25 protein-coding genes are annotated in these 22,919 nt (G+C 29.9%); 19 read left to right on the top strand and 6 right to left on the bottom strand.

The window, feature by feature from the left end; all coding sequences use genetic code 11:
- Positions 1-115: 115 nt before the first annotated feature.
- From JOD96_RS04405 to JOD96_RS04345, 13 genes are all read left to right on the top strand, one after another.
- Positions 116-697, top strand: coding sequence for a hypothetical protein (locus JOD96_RS04405; protein ID WP_209563059.1), 582 nt, complete (start codon positions 116-118; stop codon positions 695-697).
- Positions 698-850: 153 nt separating this feature from the next.
- Positions 851-1,795, top strand: a complete 945-nt coding sequence (locus JOD96_RS04400; protein ID WP_209563058.1) for a restriction endonuclease — start codon at positions 851-853, stop codon at positions 1,793-1,795.
- A 68-nt stretch (positions 1,796-1,863) separates the two neighbouring features.
- Positions 1,864-2,985 carry a DUF4238 domain-containing protein gene (locus tag JOD96_RS04395; RefSeq protein ID WP_209563057.1) on the top strand — a complete coding sequence of 374 codons (1,122 nt, stop codon included), beginning with the start codon at positions 1,864-1,866 and terminating at the stop codon, positions 2,983-2,985.
- Positions 2,986-3,316: 331 nt separating this feature from the next.
- Positions 3,317-4,117, top strand: a complete 801-nt coding sequence (locus JOD96_RS04390; RefSeq protein ID WP_209563056.1) for a GIY-YIG nuclease family protein — start codon at positions 3,317-3,319, stop codon at positions 4,115-4,117.
- A gap of 92 nt (positions 4,118-4,209) precedes the next feature.
- A complete protein-coding gene (locus tag JOD96_RS04385) occupies positions 4,210-4,659 on the top strand; it encodes a hypothetical protein (RefSeq protein WP_209563055.1) in 450 nt (149 codons plus the stop codon).
- 83 nt (positions 4,660-4,742) lie between these two features.
- A complete protein-coding gene (locus JOD96_RS04380; RefSeq protein ID WP_209563054.1) occupies positions 4,743-4,898 on the top strand; it encodes a hypothetical protein in 156 nt (51 codons plus the stop codon).
- A 397-nt stretch (positions 4,899-5,295) separates the two neighbouring features.
- A complete protein-coding gene (locus JOD96_RS04375; protein WP_209563053.1) occupies positions 5,296-7,143 on the top strand; it encodes a DUF262 domain-containing protein in 1,848 nt (615 codons plus the stop codon).
- Between the two features lie 65 nt (positions 7,144-7,208).
- Positions 7,209-8,156, top strand: coding sequence for a hypothetical protein (locus tag JOD96_RS04370; protein WP_209563052.1), 948 nt, complete (start codon positions 7,209-7,211; stop codon positions 8,154-8,156).
- A 110-nt stretch (positions 8,157-8,266) separates the two neighbouring features.
- Positions 8,267-9,001, top strand: coding sequence for a hypothetical protein (locus JOD96_RS04365; RefSeq protein ID WP_209563051.1), 735 nt, complete (start codon positions 8,267-8,269; stop codon positions 8,999-9,001).
- A 36-nt stretch (positions 9,002-9,037) separates the two neighbouring features.
- Positions 9,038-9,862, top strand: coding sequence for a UPF0489 family protein (locus JOD96_RS04360; protein WP_209563050.1), 825 nt, complete (start codon positions 9,038-9,040; stop codon positions 9,860-9,862).
- Positions 9,863-9,961: 99 nt separating this feature from the next.
- Positions 9,962-11,020 carry a hypothetical protein gene (locus tag JOD96_RS04355; RefSeq protein WP_209563049.1) on the top strand — a complete coding sequence of 353 codons (1,059 nt, stop codon included), beginning with the start codon at positions 9,962-9,964 and terminating at the stop codon, positions 11,018-11,020.
- A 20-nt stretch (positions 11,021-11,040) separates the two neighbouring features.
- The gene (locus JOD96_RS04350; RefSeq protein WP_209563048.1) at positions 11,041-11,661 is read left to right on the top strand and encodes an NADAR family protein; all 621 of its coding nucleotides are present in this window, start codon (positions 11,041-11,043) and stop codon (positions 11,659-11,661) included.
- 623 nt (positions 11,662-12,284) lie between these two features.
- The gene (locus tag JOD96_RS04345) at positions 12,285-12,782 is read left to right on the top strand and encodes an HNH endonuclease domain-containing protein (RefSeq protein ID WP_209563047.1); all 498 of its coding nucleotides are present in this window, start codon (positions 12,285-12,287) and stop codon (positions 12,780-12,782) included.
- A 21-nt stretch (positions 12,783-12,803) separates the two neighbouring features.
- Here the strand turns inward: JOD96_RS04345 and JOD96_RS04340 are convergent, their stop codons facing one another.
- Positions 12,804-12,971: a hypothetical protein gene (locus tag JOD96_RS04340; RefSeq protein WP_245188344.1), complete on the bottom strand. Its 168-nt coding sequence runs from the start codon at positions 12,969-12,971 to the stop codon at positions 12,804-12,806.
- A 236-nt stretch (positions 12,972-13,207) separates the two neighbouring features.
- Here JOD96_RS04340 and JOD96_RS04335 point away from each other — a divergent pair, with 236 nt between their 5' ends.
- The 4 genes from JOD96_RS04335 (at position 13,208) to JOD96_RS04320 (ending at position 14,514) form a co-directional block, all read left to right on the top strand.
- On the top strand, positions 13,208-13,483 hold the full coding sequence (locus JOD96_RS04335; protein WP_209563046.1) for a hypothetical protein: 276 nt from the start codon (positions 13,208-13,210) through the stop codon (positions 13,481-13,483).
- 5 nt (positions 13,484-13,488) lie between these two features.
- Positions 13,489-13,773 carry a hypothetical protein gene (locus tag JOD96_RS04330; protein WP_073487864.1) on the top strand — a complete coding sequence of 95 codons (285 nt, stop codon included), beginning with the start codon at positions 13,489-13,491 and terminating at the stop codon, positions 13,771-13,773.
- Positions 13,774-13,807: 34 nt separating this feature from the next.
- On the top strand, positions 13,808-14,143 hold the full coding sequence (locus JOD96_RS04325) for a helix-turn-helix domain-containing protein (RefSeq protein ID WP_209563045.1): 336 nt from the start codon (positions 13,808-13,810) through the stop codon (positions 14,141-14,143).
- 122 nt (positions 14,144-14,265) lie between these two features.
- The gene (locus JOD96_RS04320) at positions 14,266-14,514 is read left to right on the top strand and encodes a hypothetical protein (protein WP_209563044.1); all 249 of its coding nucleotides are present in this window, start codon (positions 14,266-14,268) and stop codon (positions 14,512-14,514) included.
- A 24-nt stretch (positions 14,515-14,538) separates the two neighbouring features.
- On the opposite strand, the gene JOD96_RS04315 is transcribed toward JOD96_RS04320, so the two are convergent.
- The 3 genes from JOD96_RS04315 to mnmE all read right to left on the bottom strand — a co-directional run bounded on the left by JOD96_RS04315 (position 14,539) and on the right by mnmE (position 17,911).
- Positions 14,539-15,684, bottom strand: a complete 1,146-nt coding sequence (locus tag JOD96_RS04315) for a tyrosine-type recombinase/integrase (RefSeq protein WP_209563043.1) — start codon at positions 15,682-15,684, stop codon at positions 14,539-14,541.
- Between the two features lie 5 nt (positions 15,685-15,689).
- Positions 15,690-16,259 (bottom strand): helix-turn-helix domain-containing protein, encoded by a 570-nt coding sequence (locus JOD96_RS04310; RefSeq protein WP_209563042.1) that lies wholly within the window; start codon positions 16,257-16,259, stop codon positions 15,690-15,692.
- Positions 16,260-16,510: 251 nt separating this feature from the next.
- The gene (gene mnmE / locus JOD96_RS04305) at positions 16,511-17,911 is read right to left on the bottom strand and encodes a tRNA uridine-5-carboxymethylaminomethyl(34) synthesis GTPase MnmE (protein ID WP_209563041.1); all 1,401 of its coding nucleotides are present in this window, start codon (positions 17,909-17,911) and stop codon (positions 16,511-16,513) included.
- Between the two features lie 190 nt (positions 17,912-18,101).
- Between mnmE and JOD96_RS04300 the strand changes: the two genes are divergently transcribed.
- Together JOD96_RS04300 and JOD96_RS04295 are read left to right on the top strand one after the other, a co-directional pair.
- Positions 18,102-18,935, top strand: coding sequence for a universal stress protein (locus JOD96_RS04300; RefSeq protein WP_209563040.1), 834 nt, complete (start codon positions 18,102-18,104; stop codon positions 18,933-18,935).
- Positions 18,936-19,004: 69 nt separating this feature from the next.
- Positions 19,005-20,777 (top strand): MutS-related protein, encoded by a 1,773-nt coding sequence (locus tag JOD96_RS04295; protein ID WP_209563039.1) that lies wholly within the window; start codon positions 19,005-19,007, stop codon positions 20,775-20,777.
- A gap of 99 nt (positions 20,778-20,876) precedes the next feature.
- On the opposite strand, the gene JOD96_RS04290 is transcribed toward JOD96_RS04295, so the two are convergent.
- Entirely contained in the window at positions 20,877-21,506 is a 630-nt protein-coding gene (locus tag JOD96_RS04290; protein WP_209563038.1) for a DsbA family oxidoreductase, read from the bottom strand.
- Between the two features lie 249 nt (positions 21,507-21,755).
- Positions 21,756-22,874 (bottom strand): DNA polymerase III subunit beta, encoded by a 1,119-nt coding sequence (gene dnaN, locus JOD96_RS04285; RefSeq protein ID WP_209563037.1) that lies wholly within the window; start codon positions 22,872-22,874, stop codon positions 21,756-21,758.
- Positions 22,875-22,919: the final 45 nt, after the last annotated feature.

Here is a 22,919-nt window from a genome sequence, read left to right as displayed (position 1 = left end):
TTACTCTATGTGGAGGAATGTAAATAATATTCACTGAGCCTTTAATATACTTAGCTTGAAAGCAGAAAGAATTTTATCACGATCTCAGTAAGGTAAAAAAAATAAACTTAATAAAATGGAATCAGGAGTAAATAACTTTAAAGATTTAGCAGAAATTATTTCTTATTGTGTAACTGCAATTTCTTTATTAGGATTGTGGGCGACGTACATTTTTTCAAAGAAACAAATCCATTTCACAACTATGGAAAAGTGTGTTTCTAATTTTAAAGAAATTACAAAACCGAGTGGTTTACAAAGTGATAAATCTGCTGAATATATAGAATTTGTTAGTGAAGAACTTTTTTATTTTGAAAATAGTTATTTGCCTTTAACAGTTAGTATTGAATGGATTGATGGAATGATTGATTATTTACCTTTTTATGATAAGAACAAAGTATTTATAAAAAGTAATCGTTTGGATGCATTAAAAGATCAAAATGAAACAATCCGACTTCTTCACGATTATCCAAGAATTCGAAAAGCAATTCAAATGCGTCAGGAAATTGATTTCGAAATCGTGCATATTTCAATTGAGAATGAAAATGACCGAGAAAAGAGAAGACAAGAACGGGATAAAATTATTTATACTGTCATAATGAACTTGAATATAAATTGGTGGAAAAAAATAGGTCTTAAACAAAAAATAACAAGGCGTTAACAGGTATTTTTTAAGTAATGCTTGTTGTTGAATTTTATTGGATTGTTGTTTAAATGATTTGTTTTCAGAATATTAAAAGGCTAAAGGAAGTGAATAATAAAAAATCCATTTACATTCAAAATTTTATAACTTCGTAATTTTAAGAATTAATTTATGGATTTAACACCGAAAGAATTTGAAGAATTACTTTGTGAATTTTGTAAACAGGACCTGCCCAATCATTTTGTGGTTGAACATGATGTAAAAGACTCAGGTGGCGAAAGTGGTAATAGACGTCAGATTGATACCAAAATCAGAGGAAGAATAGGCGTTTCTGATATATTAATTTGTGGTGAGGCAAAGAACTGGAATGAACCTGTTGGAAGTGAGACGATTGATGGACTTGTTGGGAAATATCTTTCAGGAGAAATCAGAGCCAATAAAGTGATTGTTTTTTCAAATCGCGGTTATACAGAACCGGCAATTACTAGAGCAAAACTTTTAGGAATTGAACTGCTAGAGCCTTTAGAGCTTGGAAAACCAATAAAAAAAATCCCATATGTTGTTGGAGTAGGATTTCTAGGAAACATGAGAATTAAAACATCTCATATTTCTCCTCAGGAGAATTTAATGGCAATTGATATTAATGAGTACATTATTTTGAAAGGGGCTAGCAGAATTTCATTTCAGCAAAATATTGCAATAAACTTAGTTTCGAGATTACGTTTGATGAAAAAAAGTATCGATACAAATTTATCAAACTTCGATGTTAAAGATGAAAACGTTTTATATGAACTTCGTTTTAAAGAAGGTTATCGCTATAATGCAAATTTTGAAGTGAATGTTTCGCTGAACTGGCATTATCATGTCGAGTATTTGAACGCAGGAGTACTTCGACATATAAATTCATCTGAAATCAAGGTTATTAGATTAGCAGGTAATGACGGAGAAATTGCGTCTAAAGTTTTGCTTTCAAAAAGTAAAACTGTTTACGAAACAAAAGAGGAGGTTTTCAATAATGTAATTGCTAAGAACGTTGCCGTTTCATTTCAATTTGCACTTGTTGACCCTGACAGACAAAAAACTCATCCAGATGAACCTAAATTCTTGCCGCTTTAAGAACTAATTCAGCGATGTTTATAAAAATAATTTCAACTTCTGGAGTTGTTTAAAAGCTATTTACGGTTATGGGTAAGGATTTGAATACTAAAAAAAATCAGCATTTTGTTCCTCAATTTCTTCAAAGATATTTTTCTTATAACGGTAACGAAAAAACTATTGGGATGTTTAATGTAAATAATAAGATATTTAGATTATCAGCACCAATAAAAACACAATTATATAGCGAATATTTTTACGGTAAATCTGGAAAATTGGAAACCTGGTTGTCTGAATTGGAAAGTAAATCTGCTCCAATTTTTAGAGCTATGTGGAAAACTGAAAAATTGCCAGCTTATGAAACTATTTCTCAACTAGAAATGTTACATTTTTTATTGATCCTTGATTTACGAAATCCAATCAGATTCAAATGCCTACAGGATTTTGAAGAGTTAATTAATAACACGAAATCCGGTATTACAGAAGGTAATATACCAACTGATTTGATACCAGTCTTAAAAAATCTGCAAAATGAGGACGGTAAAATAAAATCTCTAATAAGCGCTGTGAAAATTGTTCCTGACCTAACAGTTTTAAAATACAAATTACTTAAAAATACAACTAATATTCCATTTATTATTTCGGATAATCCATTAGTTCTTTACAATCAATTTTTAGAAAAAAGAAAATGGAATTTTGTTAGCCAACGTGGTTATGGAGTTAAAGGGTTACAGATGTTTTTGCCAATAAACGATCAATATTTGCTAATTCTTTATGATTCAATAGTTTATAAAGTAGGGTGTAAAAAAGAAATTGTTGTCAAGATAGATTGCCAACATAGTATAAATCAACTGAATATTTTACAATTTTTAAATTCAACCGATACAATTAATTTTAATCATAAAGTTTCAGAGCACTACATTAGAACTCTATACGAAAGATCTATGCGGTATAAAAAAGCTAATGAAGTTTTTATAAAAGTTCATGGTATTTACGATGGCAATGGTAATGTTGATTCTTTGCGAGAAGGAATTGAACTTGGGGTGACTGATTTGAAAGTTAATTTATCTATTCAGAAAATCAAATTTTTATCCAAATCGAAAGCTGTTAAATTAGACAACAGTTTGGTTCAACTTCGCAAGGGAATTAAATTAAATGATATAAAAACATTTGCAATTACTACAGTCCTTAATAATGATTTGACGCAATAGTTTTTTTATTTATAAATAGTTGGATGACATAAACAAGTTCCTTTTAAAATATAAAAACAGGTAATTATACTTGACTAATTTATTTAGTAAAGGACTAATTTCCCATTATTGAAATATGATTATGGAAATCAGTAAAATATAACAGAACTGATTTTATAATTTTGAGATTATGCATTGATTCTATTTTTGATGTAAGATCATATTTTATATTAAAGTTACCTAATTTAATTATAACTTCATTTTGTTCTGACTTTCAGAATTAAAATTTAATTTCTGTAATTCTGCCCATTAAGAAAACGTAATAATTAATTTCAAAAAGATCATAAAGTAAATGAATTCGATAGAGAAATATTTTAGCAATTATTGCCACGAACTAGATCGCAAAGCTATCTACGCTTTGAATGAACAAGATAACGGTCCCATTAATAATGTTATATCTCTTATAAATGAACATTGTTACGGAGTTCATGTTTATACGGATAAAGAGTTCATTGAATACATGATTTTTTATATTGACAACAAACATGTGCTGAGTGGTTTATCTTTAGAATTGTCAATGAAATTAGATTCTCAAACTAGAAATGAATATACAATAGAATTTTGTAAAGCTGTTAATGACAAATTTCCTCATTCTGATATAATTGACATATTTAATACGATTCAATCGCAACTACGGGGATTATTTGAAAAAATGGGCTATTTCACAATTGGCAATGAAATGTCAATTTTTGAAGGCAAAAATGGTGTATTAGTCTTTCCGAGAACAAAAGGAATTATAAATTTCAGTTTGATTGATAAAAAAAGTCTATATCGATGGTTTTTTGATGAAGATGAAAAATCAGTACAAGTTGATGGATCAAAAGTAAAAAAGGTATACTTGATAATTGACTCTGCAAATAATTTAATTAAAATTGGCCAAAGCTATCATCCTAAAATCAGAGAAAAAACTTTACATGGTGTATCTCCAACTTGGGATTTAATTACAACTTGGATTGCGCCGGTTATTGTGGAACGTGAGCTTCATGATAAGTTCAAAGATAAAAGGATTAGGGGAGAATGGTTTGATTTAAATTTTTCAGATTTAAAGATAATCAAAGAATGTATGAGCAAGTATCCAAAAAAGATAAATTAAAAAGATAAATTAAAAAGATAAATTAAAAAGATAAATTAAAAAGATAAATTAAAAAGATAAATTAAAAAGATAAATTAAAAAAGGAAAAATAAATGAGTGAGATTCAATTTAATATTCAGCAAGAATTTAGAGAAAAACAAGAAAAGTATGTTTATTATTTGATTGCAATTTCTGTATCTGCAGTTGGTTTTTCAGTATATAAAACTGAAAACCATAATTTAAACATAAGCTTACTTCCATTATTTTTTGCTGTTGCTTGTTGGAGCGCAAGTATTTTTTTTGGACTCAAATTTTTAAAATATGTTATTAGCACATTATATGCCAATAATAGTTATTTCGATATAATCAAGGGAAAACATCCAGATCTAGGAAATAATCCTGAATTTATTAGAGCTGGAGTTGAAGGATTTAAAGAAGCAATGGAGATAAATAGTAAAAGAATGAAAAGATATATTGCTTGGCAGGGATATCTATTTTATTTTGGAATTGTATTGTTTTTAATATGGCATGTTTTTGAAATGTATTTACGAACTAAATACTAAAAAAATTTTCAAATTAGAAATATTTATTAACTCTAAATATTATATGGAAGAACCTTATTTTATTAACAAGAAAATTTTATAATATGAATGATATTGAAAAAGCAGAAATAATGAATAATCATCTTTTGACAGATACAACCGTAGTAGCTCTACAGAATCAAGATCCAAAATTCTTAAAGATTGAGCCTTTACGCATTTATAAAGAATTAATTTTAGCATTGAAAGATGAGATTTTTTAGGAATTGAGACAAATAATATATTTTTAAGTGCTTTTTTTGGCCCTGCAAATAATTCAAACATTAAAGTTAGCTTACCTCCAAACTCAAAAATAATTACGTTTGATTACAATAAACTTTTAGAATGTGAAAAAGATGAACGTATTGCTATAATCTTACATGAATTTGGTTATGCTTTTAATCCTACAAAGAAAAATGAAGAGGGAGAGTTTGCAGCTGATGACTTTGCAATTGAAAGAGGTTATGGTAAAGCAATCAAAACTTCATTAGAGAAAAATATAATTGAAAATTCTTTAAATTTCGACAAGGAAATAACTAGAAAAAGAATTGCCCGAATTAACGATTAAGAATCCTCAAATTCTTTAAAATTATAATATAACTACCATAAATAAATTAAATTTTGGAAAAAAAAACATTATCAAATATTCTTGAAGGAAAGATTTTTCAAATTCCTGATTATCAAAGAGGATATGCTTGGGAAGAAAAACAGTGGGAAGAGTTTGTTCAGGATATTGATGCTCTTATAGATGATAAAATAATCAGCCATTATACAGGGACAATTGTAATTTATCAAGCGAATACAAAACCAACAGAAAATTACGGAACTAAAAGATTAGAAGTAGTAGATATAGTGGATGGACAACAAAGGTTAACAACCTGCAGTTTATATCTATCAATAATATTTAAAGAACTCATTAAAATAGGACTGTCTGATTTCACTGCAGAAATTCCCATATATCTTTATTCAGGCGGTAAAAGCAAACTTAGATTAAACAATGATACATCAGATTTCTACTTAGACTTAATTGCAAAAGGAGTTAGTAATATTGAAGCAAACTCAGTTCATCAAACAAGAATTTCAAATGCATATTCATATTTGAGAAATCATATAATAGAACAGCTGAAAATAAGAAAAGATAAAGAAGAAGAATACTTAAAAGATTTATTTGATGCAGTTATCAGAAAACTAAATTTTTCTTTTTACCCTATTGAAGTTGAAAGTGAAATAGGAATGACTTTCGAGTTAATGAATTCGCGAGGCAAGGACTTATCTTCAATGGAATTATTAAAAAACTATCTTATGTATTGGGTTTACCGAAATATAAATGATGATTCGGAAAAAGAAAGTTTCACAAAAACAATCAATAAAACATGGAAAGAAGTCTACGTAAATATTTCAAAATGCAATGGAAGTGAAAGTCAGTGCCTAAGAATTGCTTGGACTTTGTTTGTTAGTCATACTCCTAAAAATTGGAGCGGCTATAATGGTTTTAAATCAGATGAAGTTATTCCGCTAAGAAATTTTAATAAAAAGAATAAGGATCAGGTAAAAGAATTTATTTTAAAGTTTGTAGATGGACTCGCTTTGATTTCCAAACATTATTCAGCGTTAATTAAGCCAACAAATAAAGCATCAGATGAAAAAGAACTTTATTTATTAACTAAGATAAAAAATGCTGGTAATGTAGCGAATTATCTTCCTTTGTTAGTAGCAGTTAGAATTAAAAAAGAGAATGGTGAGCTGGAAGATGATGAATACAGCGATTTTTTAAAATCGATCGAGATTTTTTCATATCGAGTATTTTTATGGGAAGGTAAAAGAAGTAATGCAGGAATATCTACATTTTATCGTTGGGCTGATGATATATTTTCGTCCAAACATAGCTTAAGATCTGTGACAGAATGGATTTACGGAACAATCAATTGGTATTCAGATGAAAGTATTTTTAGAAAATCTTTAAAAGAAGATTTTTTTGATTGGTATAAATGGAGAAGATTATTGAAGTATACTTTATATGAGTATGAATTTTTTCTTTTAAAAGATAAGAATAAACCAAAATTAGATTGGGAAGATTTAACAGATGCAACATTGGAACATATTCTTCCACAAACACCAGACGTTAATTCAAAGTGGTTGAAAAAATGGCCTGCAGAGGATATAAGCAAATATTTGAACGACATTTCAAATTTGGTTTTAACTAAAGATAATTCAAGGTATAGGAACTTTGAATTTGAAAGAAAAAAAGGGAGTTCAGGTACAGGTTACTCATATTCAAATTCTGATATAAGACAAGAAAGAAAAATTGCAGAATTTGAAGATTGGACGCCTGAGAATTGTAAAATAAGACGTAATCAATTAATTGACTGGATTATCCAGAATTGGGGAATTGAAAAGCACTTGCAAGTTTTAATGGAAGATATTGCAGAAGAGGAAGAAGAGGTTGTTTTTGAGGATATTAACACATAAATTATCTAATCCCAAATTTATTAATGAATTTAGAATGCAACAAATTATAATTGCAATAGTTTTTTATGATAGAACGAATATTTGCTGAGATTGGTAAAAAATCAAATAAAAAGGAATGGATTTGTCTTGCAGGTCAATGTGATAAAGTATCGATAAATTCTCATTTTTTGCAAAAGAACGGTATTTTAAAAAATTTGGCAGATCAAGGTTTTTTAGTTGAAACCAAATTAACAGATCCTAATCATTGGAAAAAAACAGGGCCTATTGAGTTTAAAAAAATTGGAATCAATCAGGCTTTGTCGTTAAATGTTTTTTGTTCAAATCATGATAGTAATATTTTTAAAAGTATAGAGGATTTTGATTCAGACCTTACATCGTTTAAAAGTTTTTTATTATTCAGTTATAGGGTTACTTGTGCAGAACTAAGAAAAAAACAAATTCATTTAGATTCATATACGCAAATACTTGAAGATGAAAGATTGGATGGTAAAATAAAAAAAGAGAAAATAGAGAGTTATTGTAACGGCTTTTATGTTGGCTGTATTCAGTTAGTAAGGATTAAATTTATTTTTGAGGATGAGATAAGGAAAAACTCAAACTCGTTCATCTACTATTCACATGTATATGAAAAAATAGACGTATATGCTTCTGCTATTTTTAGTCCAATTGATGATGATGAATTTAATTTTGATGAATTTGAACAGTTGCAAAATGTTTACATTCACGTTATACCTAGAGTTCAAGATACCTTAATTCTAGTCGGTTATCATAAAGATTATTCAACTCCATGGACCGAGAGTTATGTTAAATCATGGGGTGGTCTCAGTAGAACTGAACTAGAATTCAAACTCACAGATTTGTTTGCAGAAAGGATTGAAAATTGGGGTATGTCTAACCGTTTGTACAAGGAATTAAAGGATGAAAATATTCATAAATACATTAATTATATAAAGAAGTCCCTTGTAGGAAATTATAAAGATTTGTTTGTTGATTTTAATCTTTTTGAGAAGTAATTTATATAACAGAAATAATGATTGTATCTTATTTAGAATCTAACACAATTCACTGTTTAATTTTCCCAGTTATCTTCAGTTAATAATTAATAAAGTAAAAATAGTAATTTATGAGCGACAAGGAATATTTGGATAGAATATCTACAGTTGAAATATATGCTGAGATTTTTTTAGGAATTTTAAGGTACACATCGGTAAAAAATAATTATAATGATGAAGCATATAAAACAGAAATTACCAAGAAATTAAAATTCCAAAATAAAACAGATTTCGAGTTATTAAGAGCATGTATCGATTTAATTGAAGATACACAAAATGCAATAACAGAAGTTTTTCAAAATGGACTAAGTACTAAGTGTCAATCTAAAGGAGAAATGTATCTAAGAATTTATGGGGTATTAAATGCATATTACTTACAGTTAGGTGCTGTCATTGATCTTATGAGATTGTTTAATCTTCCAAATCAGAAGGAGAAAAAAGAGCATTTAAAATCTGCAAAAATCATTGAATTGCGAAATAAAATAGCTTCTCATTCAACGAGCTACAATGTTCCAAATACTAAGGAAGTAGATTTTTATAAAATTGTACAATCATCAATAAACGAATCTGGTACTTCTTTGCGCATTATTGGGAAAAATGGGTCCGAAGAGATTGATTTAATTTCAAATATGAAAGTGTTTACAATCGAAATTGAAAAAGTATTACATGAGACCATTAAGAAGGAGATATACACAAGAAAATTTAAAAAAGATCATTTTGAGTGGCTTGAGTTTAGATATAAATATATTAATGAAAACAGGCTGAATAAGAAAAACGAAATTGACTTAGATATCATTAAGATTTAAAAAGCTTTTTTCTTAATTATTAAAGATTTAGAATTTATGGGGTTAAGTAAAAGAGAAAAAGAAATTTCTATTAAATTTAGAAACAGTTATTATATTGCACCGCCTGGTTCAGCTACCGAGATTTTATCTCATCCCAAAAATAAATATGCTGGCGCTATTGATTTGGCAATATTTCAAGAGCATCGATATGCTTTTTTTTATTGGTTGAAATGGACAAGAGAAAGCGAAAGAAGTGAACCGCCATGTATGATAAGTTTAGACTGGCATCAGGATTTATGTTTTCCAGATGAAGTTGAAAAAGATTGGCTTTCCAAACTAGATCAATCCAATGATGGAGAGGTCGCAGCATTTTCATGGGCTAAATTAGCAGGAAATAATGATGGACATATACTATGTGCTGCTTATCTAAATTTAATCGGAGATATATATGTTCATTGCAGACAAGAGCCTTTTTTTGATAGCTGGAAAGATGAAGAGCTTATAGATATTTATGGTAATAAGCATATAATTAAAAAATTCAAGACATTCGATTCTTTGGAACAGCATATGTTAACTTCAAAAGAAACTCAGGTTTATTTTGACATTGATCTTGATTTTTTTGTTTTAGACAGTCCGTTAAATAATGAAAATAAAAAGAAATTTTCATACATGACAAAAAAACAAATCCATGATATTTTATCCATTAATAGGCCTTTAATTGATTGGATTCTTGAAAGATTATCCGGTTTTACTATTGCGACAGAACCAAAACATTGCGGAGGTATTTTAAAATCGAATAGATTTTTGAGTATAATTAGTAAACTATATTTTGAGCCGGAAATTTTTGCACCAAACTGTGATTGGAAACATAAAAGGAGTTAGTTTTATGATATTTTTCTTTTATAAAAAAATGATTGAATAATGTATTTGTTCGGTATTAAGCATTATCATACTTTTATCCTTTATTGAAAATTTAAAGAAATGCAAGAAACTGCCGAAAAGATATTTGAAATTCTGCAAGACTATCACTGCGACAGTCCTGAAACAGACCATAGAATGTCAATTGAACATATAATAGAATGGGCAAATCAATTTGGAGATGATGCAAAATTTGTTCTTACTGAATTATTATATTTTTTACCACAAATTTATATTTCAAAAAGCAGAGCAATAGAATTATTAGAAAAACGTCTTGTCGAATTGCAAGCATTTTATAAATATAGTTCAATGCAAGAATTTATTAATAACACTCATTTTATTGATACTCAAAAACCAGAAAAAAGTCAAAATGAAATTCTTTCAATTCTTAAAGAAATTTTGGATAAACGATATGGAGTTAATTACAATTTGTTAATTGATCAGCCTAAAAAGCATTACATATATTTTGATGATGTATTAGCTACGGGGGGAACAATTTACAAAGATTTGAAAAATTGGTTTTCAGAATCTACTAATCTTGATGATATATTAAGCAAACAGAAAACAATAGCAATAAGTTTATTTTGCTATCATAAACTTGGATTTGATAATATTGAATGGGGATTAATGAAAGCGTTTGACGATAGAATTAAAAACTTCCTATTGCTAAGGTCCGACTATGTAATTGAAAACCAACTAAAGCCAAAATGGATTGCAGAGAAACAAAAATTAAATTGCATTTATCCTATTGAAAAGCAACCTAAAGAAATTTTAGAATATTTAGCCTCACTTGAAGGAGAAAATACTAGTATAGCACCTTTTAGACCAGCAACTTTACCTATTAAGGAAATCTTTTTTTCAAGTCCTGACAGTAGAGTACGTTTTGAAAATATCGTTTTAGAAAAAGGATTAGAGTTGATCAAGAAAATCAAAAAAGCTGATCCTGATCCACGAAAAAGACCACTTGGAGATACTGTAAGATCTCATCGAACTTTAGGAACAGGTACTTTATTTTTTACATGGAGAAATATATCCAATACATGTCCCGTTATATTTTGGTGGGATGTACCTGGTCACGAATGGATTCCATTATTTTGTTTAAGAAATAGAGGAAACAATTAATTTTTTCATTAATTTGCAGTATGAAAATATCTGAAAGAACATATAACAGCTCTGATGTTATAGCTTTTAAAAGTACTAAAGAAGAATTTGGAGGATTATCAAATATGGCCCCTGGATATTCTTTACGTGTTAATGATATAATTATCCCTTCAGCAGAAGCATTATATCAAGTATGTAGATTTCCTTTATTTCCTCAAATTCAGGAAGAAATCATTAATCAAAACAGTCCGATGACTGCTAAAATGATTAGTCGAAAGTACAATGACCATACAAGACAAGACTGGGAAGCAGTAAAGTATGATATAATGTATTGGGTTTTAAAGGTGAAACTTTCTCAAAACTCCGAGAAGTTTTATAATCTCTTGAAAAAAACTGGAGATTCTCCAATAGTTGAATTATCTCATAAGGATAAGGATTGGGCTGTAATTCCTGATGGGCACAATACTTTAAGAGGTAAAAATGCACTTGGAAGATTGTTAATGCAATTAAGATCTGAATATATTCATAGCGATAATTCAATTGATTGTGTTGCTCCATTAAATATAAATGGTTTTCTTCTTTATGGTTCTGAAATTGAAACTGTATGCAATCCAGAGATTGAATATGAAAACCATTTTCTTTTTGATTTAGATTATGCTTAACTTGCCTTATAATTAAAGCTGTTATTTATTTATCAATCAAAAATATACCTTTCATCTATTTAATCTTCCTATGATTGAAAGTATTTCATGAATCTACCAAATTCTCAATATCTACCGATAAATAAATTATCATCTGTATTTGCTAATACGTCTGCCAGTTATAAGTTTTACTGGTTTCTAGCTATTCTTGAATTGGTAGAAGAAGGCAACACGTATATTAATAAAAAAAAGATATTTTCAAGAATGATAAGTCATTCCTGGTATACAGTAAATTATTTTCATATTTCTTTTGGTAAACAAGACCTTATACAAGATTCCGTTAGAGCGATTATAAACATTGAAAATATCAATATTAACGAAAATAGAAGCAAAATAAAAGCACTACTAAGATTGAAACCATCAAGATATTAAACCATTTTGATAAAAATGTACCACACTGGTTTATTTCATCTTGGTTTTCTGGCATTCGTAATGAAATTTATTCCCTTTCGCAGAATTTTGATCACGGGTGTATTTACCGTTTAGAAAAAGATTTTATAGAGATACATCCCTTATGGATATCATATTTACAATCAAATTCAAAGATACTGAAGGATTTCTGTTTTTGGAATTTGTCATTATTTTTGCAGAAAAAAAATCTAAATGTTCCGAACATTTCAAATAAAATAAGTAAATCAGTCAGTAGAAATTCTTTATTCAAACAAACAAATGAGTACTGGAAACTGGTATTTAATGAACTAGGCACAATAGAATGCATTTTCACTAACAATAGATTAGTATTTGACGAAAAAAAATATGCTTTGGATCATTTCGTTCCTCATGCATTTGTTTCTCATGATTTGATATGGAATTTAATTCCAATTGATAAAACGTTTAATTCTTCAAAAAGAGATAAACTTCCGTTGCTAAATAAGTATTTTGATAAGTTTTATAATCTCCAAAAGACGGCTTTTGAAATAGTAAAAAATCATAACTCTAAGAATAAATATTTAGAGGAGTATCTTACCATTTTTCCTGATTTAGAGGTCAACAGTGAATTTGATTATCTGCGATATAAAGAAACTATTCAGCCTTTGATTACTATTGCCAGTAATAACGGCTTTTCATATATGAAAGATTAAATTTAGAGTTTGTTTAAAGCTTCAATCTTCTTTTATTTGAGTATTCTTCTTTATCTCTTTAATGAAATAGGAGGTAGTTATGCCGGTCCTGGCATAAAAAGCATTAGTAAAGCGCTGGGTGGTACTAAAACCTACTTCGTCTGCAAGAGCTTTATTGGTGTAATTACGAAACATTTTGTCCTGTTTCATAAGGTTAATAATGTAATCTATTTTTAGATCATTTACATAGTCGGTAAATTTCTTGCCACGAAAATGGTATACTATTTTATATAGATAATTGGCTTAAATACGACTTCAAAGAAGCAGACGATAAAGGCAATTTCAAACTTAATCATTACCATCAAAATTATGGCTACGATCTGGAAGCCAGTCTTTCAAAGCATTCAATTAAAGAACTGGAGACTCCAAAGTACAAGGAAGATCTTATGAACTCACTCAAAAAAGGTAACATTCAATCCGTTACGTTTGTCATCGCTGGGGAAGAAAGAAAACAGTTTGTAGAAGCAAATCCGCATTTCAAAACAATTAATGTATACGATAGTGCAATGCAGAGAATTAATGACCGAGAGAGTAAAGATCAGAAGAAGAACCAGACGGAGGCTAAAACTGAAAGTAAGGAAGCAAAGCAGAATCAGGATGCGGATGCTGATTCAAGTCCGAAGAAAAACGTTAAAAAAAAGAAGCAGGGTAATTCAATTTAAATGTTATGGATAATTTAAAACCCTTATCGGACTTCTTTACAGCAATTGAGAATGATTTTAGGATCAGTACAACGCATATTGCTATGTATGCCGCTTTGCTTCATTGTAGGGTAGATAAGGGTTTTGCTAATCCAATACAAATATTTAGAAGAGAATTGACTCCAATTGCCAAAATTTCTTCACTGTATACTTATCATAAATGTATTCAGGAATTAAGTGATTATGGTTATATTAAATACGAACCGTCCTTCAAGAAAACTCAAGGGAGCAAGGTTTATTTTGTAGATTAAAATCAAAATCAAATAACAATTAATATTTTGAATTATGAGACATTTTACATTTGATCAGTTACCTGAAGCAGTATCTCAATTATATGAAAAACTGGATAACATAGAAAAATTTCTAGAACATTTGTCTAATGAATCTATTCAGAAAGAGGAGCTTATGACTATTTCAGCTGCTTCAAAAATGCTGAATCTTTCCGTTGCTACAATTTATAGTAAGGTCTGCCGTAGAGAAATACCTGTTAACAAACAGGGTAAACAATTGTACTTTTATAAATCGGAACTTCAGGAATGGATAAAATCAGGCAGGGTAAAGACAAGTCTTGAAATCGCAAAAGAAGTAAAATTTAATCATCACTCAAGATTAAAACCCTAATTTTTTTGTTTGTGCGATTGTTACAATTTGTGCCATTAACATTATCTTTTGGGCAAAATCAATATCAATTAATTTTTATCTTTGATTTCGAATTAATCATTTATAATTTAAAAATATTTGCAATGGATAAAGCTATAAAACTAAAAGTTCGCAAGGAATTAGATGCTAGACAACAGTTGAATATCATTAAATTAAAAGGTAGTCTGATCTCTAAGGGCTACACCGAAATTATACATATTCTGGATCAGGATGATGAGTATCATATCAATTCTTTTGAAACTCCATCAGAAACCAATAATGAAGTACAGGAATATATTAGAGCTTTCATTGACAAAGAAAATCTAGCCGATACTATTACACTTTTCAGATGAAAGAGTGTTTTTAAATCAAAATTCTTAATAAAGACTTATTCTCTCAGAGGCTTCTCTTTTTCTTTCATCCACTATTTTGGTATACACCTGGGTAGTTTGGATGTTTTTATGTCCGAGCATTTTAGAGAGAGTATAGATATCAGTGCCAGAGTATAACTGCAAAGTTGCATAAGTATGTCGGAAACAATGAAAGGTAATATGCTTTGAAATACCTGCTTCTTTAATCCAATTTGGAATAGTGCGGTCAAAGTCCCATTTTTTTAAATCTTTAAATACAAGTTCAGTTCCTCGTTGAGGCTCTCCAAGAAGCTCATACGCCTGTTGGGGTATTGGTAAAGTTTCTTGGCCGTTTGTCTTTTTTTGTTTAAATCTAATATAAAAGCCGTCTCCCTCAATAAATTGGATTTCTGACCACTGCAGTTTTGAGATATCTGAGTATCTGAGCCCTGTTAAGATTGAAAATAAGCTTACTAATTTGACAATTGAATTATTACAGTCTGTATTAAACAGCTTTCTGGCTTCCTCAATAGTCAGAAAGTTTTTTTGTGATTCTTTTTCAGGAATACCTGGGATGGCCGCATTAATGTCGGATCTTAATTTACCTTCTTTATAGGCTTTTTTAAGTGTTGCTTTGACCTTATTAAAATAACTCAGAGCAGAATTATTGGATAATTTTTTCCCATGATTTCTTTTGCTTTGTGCTTTTAGAAGATATGAGCGGAATTCTTCTATTAATTGGACTGTAATTTCAGAAAACGTAATGTCATTGTTATCAAGGAAATCTGAAAAGTATCCAATTGAGACGATCCATATTTGATAATTTACACCTTCTCTTTTTTGTGCTTCATTTTTAAAATAGTCAAGAAAAGATTCCGCCGATATTTCCTGCAGTATCAATTGCTCTTTTTCAAACTCACTATAAATATTATCTTTATTATACTCGGTTTGTCTTCTTATTTTTATGAGTTCGGCAATTCTTAGTGTTTCTTCATTTGATACTTTTTCAACTGCATTTTTCGGCTTATCATATAAGTAAAGTTTTAAAAATTCACGTCTGGTCAGCTGTTTGGTCTGTACATGTTTGACTGGAGGATAGAAATCCAGGTATAAGCTTTGCAGACCTTTAGAAATAGGTTTTTTTCTAAGTGTTATATTGATTTTCTGTACCATGATAATTACTTTTTAAATATTGCCTCAATATCTGCCTTCGCTACGTAGGTAAACTTGCCTTTGCTGAATTTGTGAATGCTGTTTCGCTTGATAATGTTATACAGTGCTCCGCTTGAAATATTGAATTTTTGCTGAATCTCTGTGATGGTATAACAATCTGCGACAGCGGCATCTTTTTTCTTTTCTTTAGGCCGTATTATTATTTCATAATTCGATTCAATTAACTGAAATAGTGCATCAATTTCAGATCTTTTGATTACGGTCATTCTCTGCGAGAAATTATATGCTGCAATTTTATTTTCATTTATTAAACGATATATAGTCATTGTGGAAAAACCCAGAAGCAAAGAAACCTCCTTGACAGTTAAAAATTCTTTGTCTTTAAGTTCAAGAATTGGTTTGCTTTTAATGGTTATTGTTTCAAGATTGCTAGTGGCAATTTTTTGCAGTCTTGTCCTTTTTTTATACGCTTTGCTGCTGCACGTTAAAGAACAAAATTTTGTCTTTGTTGTTTTTGCAGTAAACTCATTTTCGCAAAACTGGCAGATTCTTGTAACTTGTATATTTGAGCTCATCTTTTGATAATTTGCCCTCAATTTTTTCTAAATAAGTATACTTAAGTATAGTTAAGTCAACTTAAGCCCCATAATTTGTCCAATTTTCTGTTCGTTTGTAACAAACTGATTTCGAGGTACAATGAAGGTACAAAAATATGCAAAAAATAGTATTTCTTCCAAATAGAAAACGGTATAAAAAAATGCTATAATGTTTATTTATAGTATTTTAACGTTTTGTTTATTAGTTTGTTTTGTGTTGTTTTACCGTCTTATTTTCCGATGCAAAAATTAGCAAAAATATTACCCAATAATTCATCATTACTAACCTGTCCTGTAATAAGTCCAAATTGATATAAAGCCTCACGGATATCAAGTGCCATTAAATCGCTTGAAAGACCGGTTTCCAGGCCAAATTTTACTTTTTGTATTTCATCTAAAGCTTTCAATAAAGAATCATAATGTCTTGTATTGGTTATGATTGTTTCGTTATTGCGAAGAGCTCCCGTGTTTACAAATGATAATAATTCATTTTTTAAATCATCAACACCAATTTTTTGTTTTGCTGAAATTAAAAGAAGTTTTGCGTTTAGATTTTCCAGTTGATTCGTGATATTCGAAATTTCATTTTCAGACAAAATATCCTTTTTATTGACTACAATCAGTAAAGGTTTTAGAGGATATTTGTTTTTAATTTGTTCAATTTCAGAAACAAATTCAGAACTGGAAATTTGAAATTTTAAGCCATCAAATAAATAGATTACAACTTGTGCCTGTTCTATTTTTTCAAAAGTTTTTTTGATTCCAATACTTTCAACCACATCTTTTGTTTCGCGAATACCTGCAGTATCAATAAATCTAAAACCAATTCCGCCTATTACCAGTTCATCCTCAATTGTATCACGTGTTGTTCCCGCAATGTCAGAAACAATGGCACGTTCCTCATTTAATAATGCATTTAGTAAGGTAGACTTTCCAACATTGGGTTCTCCTACAATCGCTACCGGAATTCCGTTTTTAATTACATTTCCGACAGCAAATGAATCAATTAAGCGCTTTAAAACAAATTCGATCCTGTTTAGTAATTCATGAAACTGCGTTCTGTCTGCAAATTCTACATCTTCTTCAGCAAAGTCTAATTCTAATTCAATAAGAGAGGCAAAATTCAAAAGTTCTTCACGCAGTTTAGCGATTTCGTTACTAAAACCGCCACGCATTTGCTGCATTGCAATCTGATGAGAAGCTTCATTATCAGATGAAATTAAATCTGCAACTGCTTCTGCCTGAGATAAATCAAGTTTTCCGTTTAAAAATGCTCTCAATGTAAATTCTCCTGCATCTGCCATTCTGCAGCCTTTCCGTAACAATAACTGAATAATTTGCTGCTGAATGTAGGTTGATCCGTGACATGAAATTTCTATAGTATTTTCACCAGTATAAGAATTTGGCCCTTTAAAAATAGAAACTAAAACTTCATCGAGTGTTTTAGTTCCGTCAATTATATGTCCCAAATGAAGTGTATGTGTTTTTTGCTTAGTTAAATCCTTGTTTTTTATAGATTTAAAAACGCTGTTTCCGATCGTAATGGCATCAGAACCTGAAATACGAATTATGGCAATTGCACCAGCTCCTGATGGTGTCGCTAAAGCAACTATAGAATCTTGATTTATCATGTTACAAAGGTATAAAAAAAGCCTTAAAATTGCGAAAATGAGGCATTGACATAATATTTCACTTTTTATTTTGTTTTAAAAAAATTCCAGCTTTTAAGATCTGATTTAAATGTTAAATTACTGATAATTGTCAGGTTGATTTGTTTTTAGAATGATTAAATTTGAGAGAACAACTTAAATCTGACACAAAATGAAAAAGATATTATTCCCCACAGATTTTTCTGAGGCAGCAAACAATGCATTTGTACATGCCTTAGAATTTGCCAAAATTGTAAATGGCGAACTTATTTTGTTGCATACATTTGAGATCCCGGTTTATGATAGTCAGTTTTTTCCCGAAAATTACGCATCTATATATAGTTCGATAGAATTAGCAAAATTTGAAATGTTCAAAGATGAGATTCCAAAACTAAGAACCATTGCAATGGAAAGAAAATTAGAAGATATCGTCATAAAACATCGTTTAATGGATGGTGACTTGTTGTATAATTTGAAGAATGCAGTTAAGGAAGATGAAATAGATTTTGTTATTATGGGAACCACAGGCGACTCTGACTGGACTAAATTCTTTCTTGGTTCTAATACGAGTTCTGTAATTTCTGGAGTTGATGTTCCGGTTTTATGTGTTCCTATTGATGCAAAATTCAGGAAAATTAGAACAATCGGATTTACCACACGTTATCGTGAAAAAGATAAAAAAGAACTAAAAAAAGTTTTGAAAATTGCAAAGAAGACTGATGCTAAAGTAAAAAGTTTATATGTAAAGACTTCAAATTCTGATGTTTCAGCCGAAACTGTAAAAGAATGGGAGAAAGAGTTTGCTAATGATAATGTCGAATTTCTGGTGTTGCCAAGTGATGAAGTAAAGGAAACAATACTAGATTTTGTTCTTTATAAAGATATTGATGTTCTGGCAATGATTACACACAAACGTTCTTTCTTTGAAAGTATTTTTGATTCAAGTTTTACAAAAAAAATGTCAAAAGAGACTTCTGTCCCCGTTTTGATTATGCACGAAGATTAAATTTCCAGAATATTCACACTCTTATTTTGTTATCGATAACCTATATTTGTATTTCATCAAATTAATGCAATGGATTCATATCAAAATAAAGTCACGCAGTATTCTCTACTTTTTAACAAAATCAATAAAAGATACAACAGCATTAGTATTTTACGTCTTTTAAGTGTTTTTATTTGTTTGTATTTTCTCTATAATTATATAAAAACAGATGAAATCATTTATGTCGCTTTTGCTTTTATGTCTTTTGTTGGTTTTCTTTTTTTAATGAGAATCCATTCAAAATTATCTTTTAAAAAACAGATTGTAACTGCTATACTGAAGATTAATGAAAATGAAATTGCTTTCTTAAAAAGGGAAAAAATTCCTTTTGAAAATGGTATTGAGTTTAATGATTTTAATCATCCGTATGCTTACGATTTGGATATCTTCGGAGAACATTCTTTATTTCAAAGTCTTAACAGAACAGCAACCTTTATAGGAAAAAAAACACTTGCCTCTCAATTATTAAGGGTGCATCCAAAACATATAATTTTAGAAAATCAGGAAGCTATTCATGAGTTAAAATCAAAAATTGACTGGAGACAGGATTTTTTGGCATTAGCAGCAATAAGTAACGATTCAAAACCTTCTTATGATTCTATAATTAATTGGATTTCATATAAAAATAATTCATTACCTAAAGTTTTAGTTTTACTTTCTGTTGCGCTTCCAATCTTGTTTTTTGGACTTTTAGCAGCCTATTTTATAACATCAAAAACCATTTTACTCTCTTATCTTACTTATGCTTTTATTGCAAATATGATAGTTTTAGGAAGGTCGGTTAAGCGAATTCAATCTGAAATTGCTAAAGCAGATGACGTTGATAAAATCATTAAGCAATATGGTTTATTAGTAGAAAAAATTGAAATTGAAAAATTCAGCTCTAAAAAACTGATTAATTTGCAACAAGAGTTGATTTTTAAAAATGCTTCAGCCAGTTCACATTTGAAACAGTTATCTGAATTGTTTTCACGAATGGATACAATCAATAATTTTGTTACGGCTATAGTATTTAATGGAACTTTCTTGTTTAATCTACATGTACTAAGAGCACTTTTAAAATGGAAGGATAATTATTCTGATGAGCTCGAGAAGTGGATTTCTATTATTGGAGAATTTGAGGCCTTAAATAGTTTTGCCAATTTAGCGTACAATAATCCTGATTTTGTTTTTCCTGAAATTAATTCAGAATATAAAATAGGATTTAAAAATTTAGCACACCCATTATTAAATCCGGAAAGCAGAGTAGGGAATGACACCAATTTTTATCCCGAATCTTTCATGATTTTAACCGGTTCTAACATGTCAGGAAAAAGCACATTTCTAAGAAGCCTTGGAGTAAATATGGTTTTAGGAGGAATTGGCTCTACAGTCTGTGCATCAGAGGCTACTATTCATCCACTGCAAGTTTTGGTTTCAATGCGACTATCAGATTCCTTGTCAGATAGTGAATCGTATTTTTTTGCCGAAATAAAGCGTCTAAAACAAATAATGGATGCTTTGGAAGAAAAACCGGCCTTTGTATTATTGGATGAAATTTTGCGAGGAACAAATTCTGATGATAAACGAAACGGAACAATTGAGGTAGTAAAAAAAATAATAGCTAAAAAAGCAATTGGAGCGATTGCAACACATGATATTGAAGTGTGTTTGACAACCAACGAATATCCTGAAATTTTAACCAATCAGTGTTTTGAAGTTGAAATTAAAAACAATGATTTGCATTTTGATTATAAACTGCGAAATGGAATCTGCAAAAATAGAAGTGCGACTTTCTTAATGCAGAAAATGGGAGTTATATAATTTCAGATTTTAGATTTTAGATGCAGACTTAAAATTATAATTCTTCATGCCCCATAAATGATCTAAAATCTAAAATCTATATTCTAAAATCTAAATTTTTTACTTAAGCACTTCTTTAATAGTATTAACGAAAGCTTCAACAGGCTGAGCTCCGGAAACTGCATATTTCCTGTCAAAAACAAAGAATGGAACTCCTTGTACACCAATTTGCTGCGCTTCAGAAATATCGTTTTTAACGTTGTCCAGAAATAAGTTTTGGTCTTTAAGAACTTCTAAAACCTGAATCTGGTCTAATCCTGATTTCACGGCCAATTCTATCAATGTAGGACCATCGTTTAGATCCCTGCCTTCTGTGAAATAAGCTTTAAAGAAAATTTCTTCCATTTCATCGCCTAAATTTTTAGTTTTAGCGAATTGAATAATTCTGTGCGCTTCCAGAGAGTTTGAAATAATAGCCTTATCGAAATTATAATCCAGCCCAACGCTTTTTGCGCGTTCTGTGACACCTTTGTGCATTTCTTTAGATTCTTCAACTGAAATACCTTTTCTTTCAGCCAGGAACGTAAAAACGTCTTTGCCGGACTGAGGCGTAATCGTTGGATCCAGTTGAAAACTTTTCCACTCAATTTCAAATTCATCATTCGGGAATTCAGTCAAAGCCGATTCCAGTTGTCTTTTACCGATATAACAAAACGGACACATGATGTCCGACCAAATTTCTATTTTCATATTACAAAGTTAAAGAAAATTTGTTTCAGGTTTTCTTTTTTCCAAGTTTCATGTTGCAGGTTTGTTGGGATCAAACCTAACAGGTTTTACTTATTCAAATTCACCCAAAATAAAAAACCGCAACTCTTATTAGGAATTGCGGTTTCTAGGTATAAAAAATGGTTGGTTAATAGCGATATTTTTTTTTACAATGATATATCTTTAATTTTGAACTAAAAAATATCCCTGTAACAAAAAGAAGATTTGATGTTAACTATTTAACATTACAGGCATTACCAGCATGGTAACACTTTCTCCTTCTTCTAAACCATCAACAGGAGTAAGGATTCCTGCTCTGTTTGGTAATGACATTTCTAACATAATCATATCCGATTGTAAGTTAGTAAGCATTTCTGTAAGGAAACGTGAGTTGAAACCAATTTGCAAATCATCACCTTGATAATCACAAGTTAATCTTTCTTCGGCTTTATTAGAGTAATCAATATCTTCTGCAGAAACATTTAACTCTGCACCTGCAATTTTTAGACGAATTTGATGTGTGGTTTTATTTGAGAAAATCGCAACACGACGAACAGAGCTTAAAAATAAAGAGCGATCGATCATTAATTTATTTGGATTTTCTTTTGGAATTACCGCTTCGTAATTTGGATATTTTCCATCAATTAAACGGCACATTAAAATATAATTGTCAAATGAGAAGGTCGCATTCGAATCGTTGTATTCAATTTTAACTTCAGCATCAGAACTTCCTAAAATACTTTTTAAGATATTCAAAGGTTTCTTTGGCATGATAAAATCAGCAACCTGAGATGCTTTTACATCTGTACGCGCATATTTTACTAGTTTGTGTGCATCTGTAGCTACGAAAATTAATCCTTCTGGTGAAAATTGAAAAAATACTCCCGACATTACCGGACGTAAATCATCATTTCCGGCAGCAAAAATTGTTTTACTTACGGCAGTTGCCAAAACTTCTGCAGGAACCAAAGTTACAGACGGATCCTCAAGATGAACAGCTTTAGGAAATTCTTCTCCGGCTGCATATGCCAATGCATATTTTCCTGAATTAGAACTTATTTCAACCGTATTGTTTTCTTCAACTGTAAAAGTCAGGGGTTGTTCAGGAAACGTTTTTAAAATTTCAAGTAAAAGTTTTGCAGGCACAGCTACACTTCCTTTACTTTTAGAATCGATAGATAAGGTAGCTGACATTGTTGTTTCAAGATCTGATGCAGAAACTGTCAACTCATTGTTATCTAGTTCAAATAAAAAGTTGTCTAAAATAGGCAATGTATTGTTACTGTTAATGACACTACCTAAAACTTGTAATTGTTTTAATAAGTACGAACTCGATACTATAAATTTCATCTGTTTTGTTTTATTTTTTGATGTTTCTTCAGCAAATTATAGGCT

Origin of the sequence: Flavobacterium sp. 1355, assembly GCF_017833415.1 — a bacterium.
GTDB lineage: Bacteria > Bacteroidota > Bacteroidia > Flavobacteriales > Flavobacteriaceae > Flavobacterium.
This window is presented reverse-complemented; position numbering and strand designations above follow the sequence as displayed.